This is a genomic window from Bacillus sp. REN16 (genome assembly GCF_020731355.1).
In the GTDB taxonomy this organism is placed as follows: Bacteria; Bacillota; Bacilli; order Bacillales; family Bacillaceae_L; genus Ferdinandcohnia.
In genome coordinates this window covers 222,286-228,285 of record NZ_JAJFZK010000010.1, presented here as the reverse complement: position 1 = coordinate 228,285, position 6,000 = coordinate 222,286, and the positions used below count along the sequence as shown (strand labels likewise).

The following is a 6,000-nucleotide window of genomic DNA, read 5'->3' as shown; positions in this document are numbered from 1 at the left end:
TACTTATCTCAAGTATTGCCATTTTGGAGGTGTTTTATATTGTCTCACTATTTTAGGTTAGTCCAGTCATCAAATTACCCTTTTAAGCCTTTTTTATTATACAGCAATTGAGCCTTTAATTTTTGGATGAGGATTATAGTCAACTATTTCTATGTCATCCAATTCAAATTCAAAAATTGAATTTTTATTGGTATTTAATTTTAATGTAGGGAATTTTCGGGGCTCACGTTTTAATTGAGTAGAAACTTGTTCTATATGGTTTAAATAAATATGAACATCCCCAAACGTATGAATAAATTCTCCTACCTCTAAACCACATTCTTGTGCAATTAAATGAGTTAGTAAAGAATAACTAGCTACATTAAATGGTACACCGATAAAAACATCACCAGATATATTTTATTCAATTAAGTTCGCTACACTTAACCTGCTCCTTATTGAGCCACTATATGTTTCCATATAGATTAGACCATATTATCATCCAAATTGGATGCTCCCCATTTCGAATGCCAATCGCTTGCATTCTACGAACAATCACGTTCTGGTCGTTGCACCTTCCTAACTTACAGGCTTGGCTCAGGATTACCCACCGCCCTTATCGGTTTGGGCTTCCCCTGAATTAGAGGAGTTTTTCAATACGGATTACTCCGTAAAGGCGCTCTGGAATTTAACGCTGATATAATTGACAACTTAATTTTCCATCAGATACATAAAACTGGAACAAACTATGACAAGGAGGAAGTGCCATATTTATAACCTCTCCTGGATTATATGCCACTACTAAATGCCTTCTACTATCAGGATTATTTTTAATTTGGTCAATAACATCTTTCAACTGGTCAATTGTTTCTCCGCGAGTTGTTTCCCATTCTCTCCATTGCTTTCCATAAACTGGACCGAGTTCTCCAAATTCTTCAGCAAACCTTTCATCTTCAAGTATTAATTTCTTGAATTTTTTCATCTGTTCTTTATATAACTTTTTAAAATTGTCGTCCTGTTGACTTCGAATACCAAAATCACTCATATCAGGACCGTCATATTCATCACTTTCAATCCATTTTTTAAATGCCCATTCATTCCATATATTGTTATTATGCTGAAGTAAATATTTAATGTTCGTATCACCTTTTATGAACCATAATAACTCACTAGCCACCAATTCAAATGCCACACTTTTAGTTGTAAATAAGGGAAATCCCTTATTTAAATCAAAACGCATTTGATAACCAAATACCGATTTTGTCCCTGTTCCGGTTCTGTCTTCTTTTATAGAACCGTTCTCCAAAATATAACTACACATATCAAGATATTCATATTCTTGATGCCTCAACTTTTTCCACCTCTTTATAACAAGATTAAATATAATTCTACTAAAGATTCGCCTAAAGTTCTATTAATCTTTTAAAATAATAAGATGAAGTTGTTTTCCGCTTTGATAAAGGCCGTTTATACATTATCAATCCGTTGCTGAGTTTCACTTAATTCGAGAAAAAACTGGTATGTCACTGGTGCTGTATGTTGCAATTGATTTCTTGATTGTGAAGAAAGATAGTACATTGCGAAGACTTCAGCAAAGTACTCCTCTGGATAATCGCTAAAATAGGATCGCTCAGGAAAAAGCTGTTTCACTTCCTTTTTCCAAATTGATTGGAAATACGGATCTTCGCTGATTGAATCAAATACAAATTTATCAATCGAATGAGCAAGCTCATGTAACTCCAAATTAATCGACCCATGGCCCTGCCCTTTTTCACTATGTCCAATCTTTGCTAGGACAACCTCTGAACCGCCAATACCAGGGACATTATCCCAAGTTGGACCAGTTTCACTATACCCGCGGGGTTTTTTCCCTTTTAAATATGAAGCTGTTGGCTCGTCCGTTAAAAGGCCAGTAAAAAGCTTTAGTACTACGCCTTGATCTACTAATCCTTGTAAAATAATGTCATCAATTTGGTTAACACGCTCAATCATTTGGGCTGCCGCAGATTCATTAAACTTCGATTCTGGTAAAAATATAATCTCTTTTAACATTTCATAGTTTTTTAAATTAGATGTTTCAGTATATAGTGTTAAAGATTGATACTCTTTAAGAGGAATTCCATGAAGAGACGCTTTACCAGGATGATAGGTAAATCCAACAAGTACAAAGAGCAGTGTAAGAATAACTGTTTTTTTCATAAGAATGTTCACCCTAATGTAGTAGATTCATGAGGTCCTAAATTGTAAAAATAGTATATCATATCTGGAAAAACGAGTCTGCTAGACTAGGGGTGGAAAGTTCTGCTAGAAGAAATGCAGACAAAAAAAGCAGTCCAAGAGTTCGCAAATGCGACCTTGAACCACCTTTTCCTTTTATTAACTTAGCCATTTCGGCGGTGTATTTTTATCCCAATAAATATCACCTAATGCATGATGAGTTTGGAACCCGTCATGATGTGTGTGATAGTGAAAATTAAACCAATAGCCATCCTGTGGCGGGTGGTCTTTGCGCACATGGAAGCGGACAATATCCTTCCCGCTTGCTTTATCGAAAATATGGAAAATCTTTTCTCCATTCCCGCCAGTCGGTTGCTCTGAAATTTCAAGTTGGCCTAGATCTTCCGCTGGGTATTGCTCCGCTAATAATTCAATGACACTTTCAATTCTTGGTAAAATTCCAGTACGGAATTCATCTTCAATAACTGGCCCAATTTTACTTCCAAATTTTTCGAAAGATTTTGTTTCTGCCTGTGTCATCGCATACGTAACAAAGTTTCTGCTATCATATCCATAGTCTTCATAATTTGATTCGAAATCAGTATATAACTTCGACTCAGTATTTTGTTCATTAAACGCATTTAACTTACTTGGCTTATCCGTATTCGGCTGCTCCATCGTAAGGGCTGGTGGAGGCGCTACCAATCCAAGCGTTAAAATGGAAAATGAAACAACTAATGCTTTACGCAACCATTTTTTCATAACCAAAACGCCCTTTCAACACATTTACCTATACGCCCATTTTAACACAATCTCGCAAAAAATTTCACTATGAAAATAAGAAAATACTAAAAAATAAGGATTAATGCCCAATTAGTAAGGCAAAGTTGTCACAATCAAAGCATATCAGCTATTATTTTGAAAAAATAAAGTTCATAAAATCTTCATTATTTGTTAAAATAGGGGTAGTATACATATTGAAAGGTGGATTCATGGTTATGGATTGGATTTTTGGTATCGCAAGTGTTGTTACATTGGCATATTTTGTTTATTGTTGTGTGACTGAATGAGGAAACCCGCTTTTTAAGCGGGCTTTATTTTTGTAGTAATATGTAATCCCATTTCTAATTTTTCTTTTTCTTCTTTCTGGACGAGTCCATTTCCATTTGTCCAGTTTCATGATTCGTCGTCCCCTGTCCTTCAACATTTGGAGAGCCTAAACCGATTGTTGTAGGATCTTTCTTACGTTTACCCATAATCATCACCTCCGTTATATAAAATAACCAAAGGTGTGGCAAATTACTCAGTAACACCTACATCAATCACACCGAAATGGAATTTAGCTGTTTTTCGTTTAAAAACGGTGAAGCCATATCTTTCGAATTGCTGACTTTTCCAGTGGTCCTTAAGCACTACTTTTTGTTTGGCGACTCGTTTTGCCTGTTCTATTGTTTCGGGACTTAAAGTGGAATAAACCGCAAAATGACGTAGTCCCCGGATTCCTTCTGACTCTTCAATTGTTTCTTCAAACATTGGGTCAAAATAGACAACATCAAAGCTTTTTGGCGGACAAGAAGCTAAAAAATTTTCATATTTCACATGTTTTACTTCAATCCTGTCCATTGCCTCATTCATATTTACGAATCCGGTATCCCAGCTTTTTAACCCGCCTTTTAACAGATAAAACAAATATTTATTTCCTTCTAAGGACACAACTTTTCCAGTCTCGCCAACGGCAAAGCTCGCGACAATACTGTCAGATCCCATGCCTAAGGTACAATCTAAAAAGGTGCTTCCTTCCTTCAAACCAGAAGCTTGAATAAAAGGGTCATGTTCCCCCTTCACAATACGCTTCATGCGAAACATTGCGGAATTTGGGTGAAAAAATAATGGCTCGTCCCCGTGCCTAGGATGTATTTCAATGCGATCTTTCCCAACAACAAGGACATCCTCTTTACTCAGTTCATGAAGATCAGCTATGGATCTCCTATTCCTCTGAATAAATGGCGAATCAAGTTCAGCAGCGACAATTTTCGCCAATTTCAGCATTTCATCATTCGGTCGTCCAGCGGTTGTAATAATCATGCTATCACCTGTATGCGCAAAAAAAGATGTCGTAATGTCATCTTTTTAACAATGCTTATTTAATGCCGAAGTTACGTTTTCCATGATAGCTTCCATTGAATTTGTTTCAATTTCGTGTCGTGGAATGAAGTGCACAACTTCCTTGCCTTTTAGTAATGCCATTGATGGAGATGACGGCTCATAGCCTTCAAAGTACTCTCTCATCTTTGCAGTTGCTTCTTTATCTTGACCAGCAAATACTGTTACAAGACGATCCGGCTTTTTCTCGTTATTAAGAACCGCTTGTGTGACAGCAGGCCTTGCTAGTCCAGCAGCACAACCACATACAGAGTTCACAACAACAAGTGTAGTTCCTTCTGCCTTCTCCATGAAGTTTTCTACCTCTTCATCTGTTTGAAGTTCTTCAAATCCCGCTACAACAAGCTCTTGGCGCATCGGTTTCACGATTTGCTTCATATATTCATCATATGCCATTGACATATAAATCCCTCCCTTTTTCATTTCAACAGAATAAGCATACTATATTCGAACTAGCAAAATCAATTTTCAAACATCCATCATATACCATTTACTAAATTTTGAGAAGGTGCGTTATTATTTATTCCGGCTTTCCGTCATTTGTTTCCAAACCGAGCCCTTTGCTTCTTCTCCGCCTGCAATTCGCTCGATAGCAAGTTTAATTTGCATTTTCACTTCAAACTCTGGATCGTTTTCAGCCGCTTTAAGAGCTTCCAATGCCGTTTTATCGCCAACCTCAAATAAAAACATAGCAGCACGCCATCTAACTAGCTTACTCGAATCCTTTAAGGCTTCACACATTGCCATAATTGCTGCAGGGTCTCCGATATCGGACAAACAGTCTCCTGCTGTCCTTCTTACAGTAACGGACTTATCCTTTAAGGCCTCGTATAAATATGGCAGTACACTTGGTTTTTCAATCATTCCAAAATAAACAGTTGCTAATCGACGGATTGATGGTTTTTCATCTTTTAAGGCTTTAGCCAGTACTGGAATATCTTCTTCCTCAGGATCCATTTGTTCTAAGCTTGCATAGCGTTTTGTCCAGTCAGGATCATTCAGCATTTCCAACGTAACTTTATAAGCTTGCCGTTTTGGGGCAGTTGGAGCCGATGTTTGATCTGATATTTGCTTTACAATACGGTCAAGTCGCTCTTTTGGATAAGCCGCAGCAAGCTCATCAACAACTTCTTTTCCAATTTCATCATGATTGCCATATCGAACGCCCTGTTCCTTCCATTCTCGTTCCAACACAACGTTTCCTGAAACCTCTTGGGCACGCAGTAATGCATCTCTGAACACATCAGGTAATCCAAAACGGAACTCTTGTTCACCGTCATGGAGCTTAACCTGCATCGGTAGACCTTTATACATTTGTACAAAAACCTTCACTTCTCCAAAATGTTCGTCAAGTTTGTGACCCTCATTTCCACTTTCAGATACATCTTCCCCAAAGACTTTACGTACAGAGGGCAAAAGCTCCTGCCAATCATATCTTGCATTTCTTTCAACCGCTAAGAAATCAGCAACATGGTAAACACCTTTAATACCTTCGATTGCCATTATTTCTTTGATAAGCGTTGGTGCTTGATCTATGTTTTCCTTTTTATAATTATTGCTTTTTCCCTTTGGCAGTTCCTCGTCTAATATAATCTTCATTGTATTCGGACTAGGCGTTGGTTCAATTGATTTAATTTTCAT

Annotated in this window: 7 protein-coding genes and 1 pseudogene; all 8 read right to left on the bottom strand. The window is 37.3% G+C overall.

Annotated features, from left to right (window positions below; translation table 11 throughout):
• Positions 1-96 precede the first annotated feature (96 nt).
• Entirely contained in the window at positions 97-396 is a 300-nt protein-coding gene (gene thyA / locus LKW28_RS16005; protein WP_420708893.1) for a thymidylate synthase, read from the bottom strand.
• Between the two features lie 274 nt (positions 397-670).
• A pseudogene (locus LKW28_RS16000) lies at positions 671-1,330 on the bottom strand (thymidylate synthase); the annotation flags it as partial.
• Positions 1,331-1,446: 116 nt separating this feature from the next.
• Entirely contained in the window at positions 1,447-2,178 is a 732-nt protein-coding gene (locus LKW28_RS15995) for an anthrax toxin lethal factor-related metalloendopeptidase (RefSeq protein WP_229141351.1), read from the bottom strand.
• A gap of 177 nt (positions 2,179-2,355) precedes the next feature.
• A complete protein-coding gene (locus LKW28_RS15990) occupies positions 2,356-2,958 on the bottom strand; it encodes a YpjP family protein (protein ID WP_229141350.1) in 603 nt (200 codons plus the stop codon).
• 362 nt (positions 2,959-3,320) lie between these two features.
• The gene (locus LKW28_RS15985) at positions 3,321-3,452 is read right to left on the bottom strand and encodes a YuzL family protein (protein ID WP_229141349.1); all 132 of its coding nucleotides are present in this window, start codon (positions 3,450-3,452) and stop codon (positions 3,321-3,323) included.
• A gap of 43 nt (positions 3,453-3,495) precedes the next feature.
• Positions 3,496-4,281 (bottom strand): class I SAM-dependent methyltransferase, encoded by a 786-nt coding sequence (locus LKW28_RS15980; RefSeq protein ID WP_229141348.1) that lies wholly within the window; start codon positions 4,279-4,281, stop codon positions 3,496-3,498.
• Positions 4,282-4,326: 45 nt separating this feature from the next.
• Positions 4,327-4,761, bottom strand: a complete 435-nt coding sequence (locus LKW28_RS15975) for a BrxA/BrxB family bacilliredoxin (protein ID WP_229141347.1) — start codon at positions 4,759-4,761, stop codon at positions 4,327-4,329.
• 114 nt (positions 4,762-4,875) lie between these two features.
• On the bottom strand, positions 4,876-6,000 hold the full coding sequence (locus LKW28_RS15970) for a conserved virulence factor C family protein (RefSeq protein ID WP_229141346.1): 1,125 nt from the start codon (positions 5,998-6,000) through the stop codon (positions 4,876-4,878).

Bases quoted from the DNA above. Each gene is read 5' to 3' on its own strand.
- LKW28_RS15995 (WP_229141351.1), bottom strand. From the start codon at position 2,178: ATGAAAAAAACAGTTATTCTTACACTGCTCTTTGTACTTGTTGGATTT.
- LKW28_RS15970 (WP_229141346.1), bottom strand. From the start codon at position 6,000: ATGAAAATTAAATCAATTGAACCAACGCCTAGTCCGAATACAATGAAG.
- LKW28_RS15980 (WP_229141348.1), bottom strand. From the start codon at position 4,281: ATGATTATTACAACCGCTGGACGACCGAATGATGAAATGCTGAAATTG.
- LKW28_RS15975 (WP_229141347.1), bottom strand. From the start codon at position 4,761: ATGTCAATGGCATATGATGAATATATGAAGCAAATCGTGAAACCGATG.
- LKW28_RS15985 (WP_229141349.1), bottom strand. From the start codon at position 3,452: ATGGGTAAACGTAAGAAAGATCCTACAACAATCGGTTTAGGCTCTCCA.
- LKW28_RS15990 (WP_229141350.1), bottom strand. From the start codon at position 2,958: ATGAAAAAATGGTTGCGTAAAGCATTAGTTGTTTCATTTTCCATTTTA.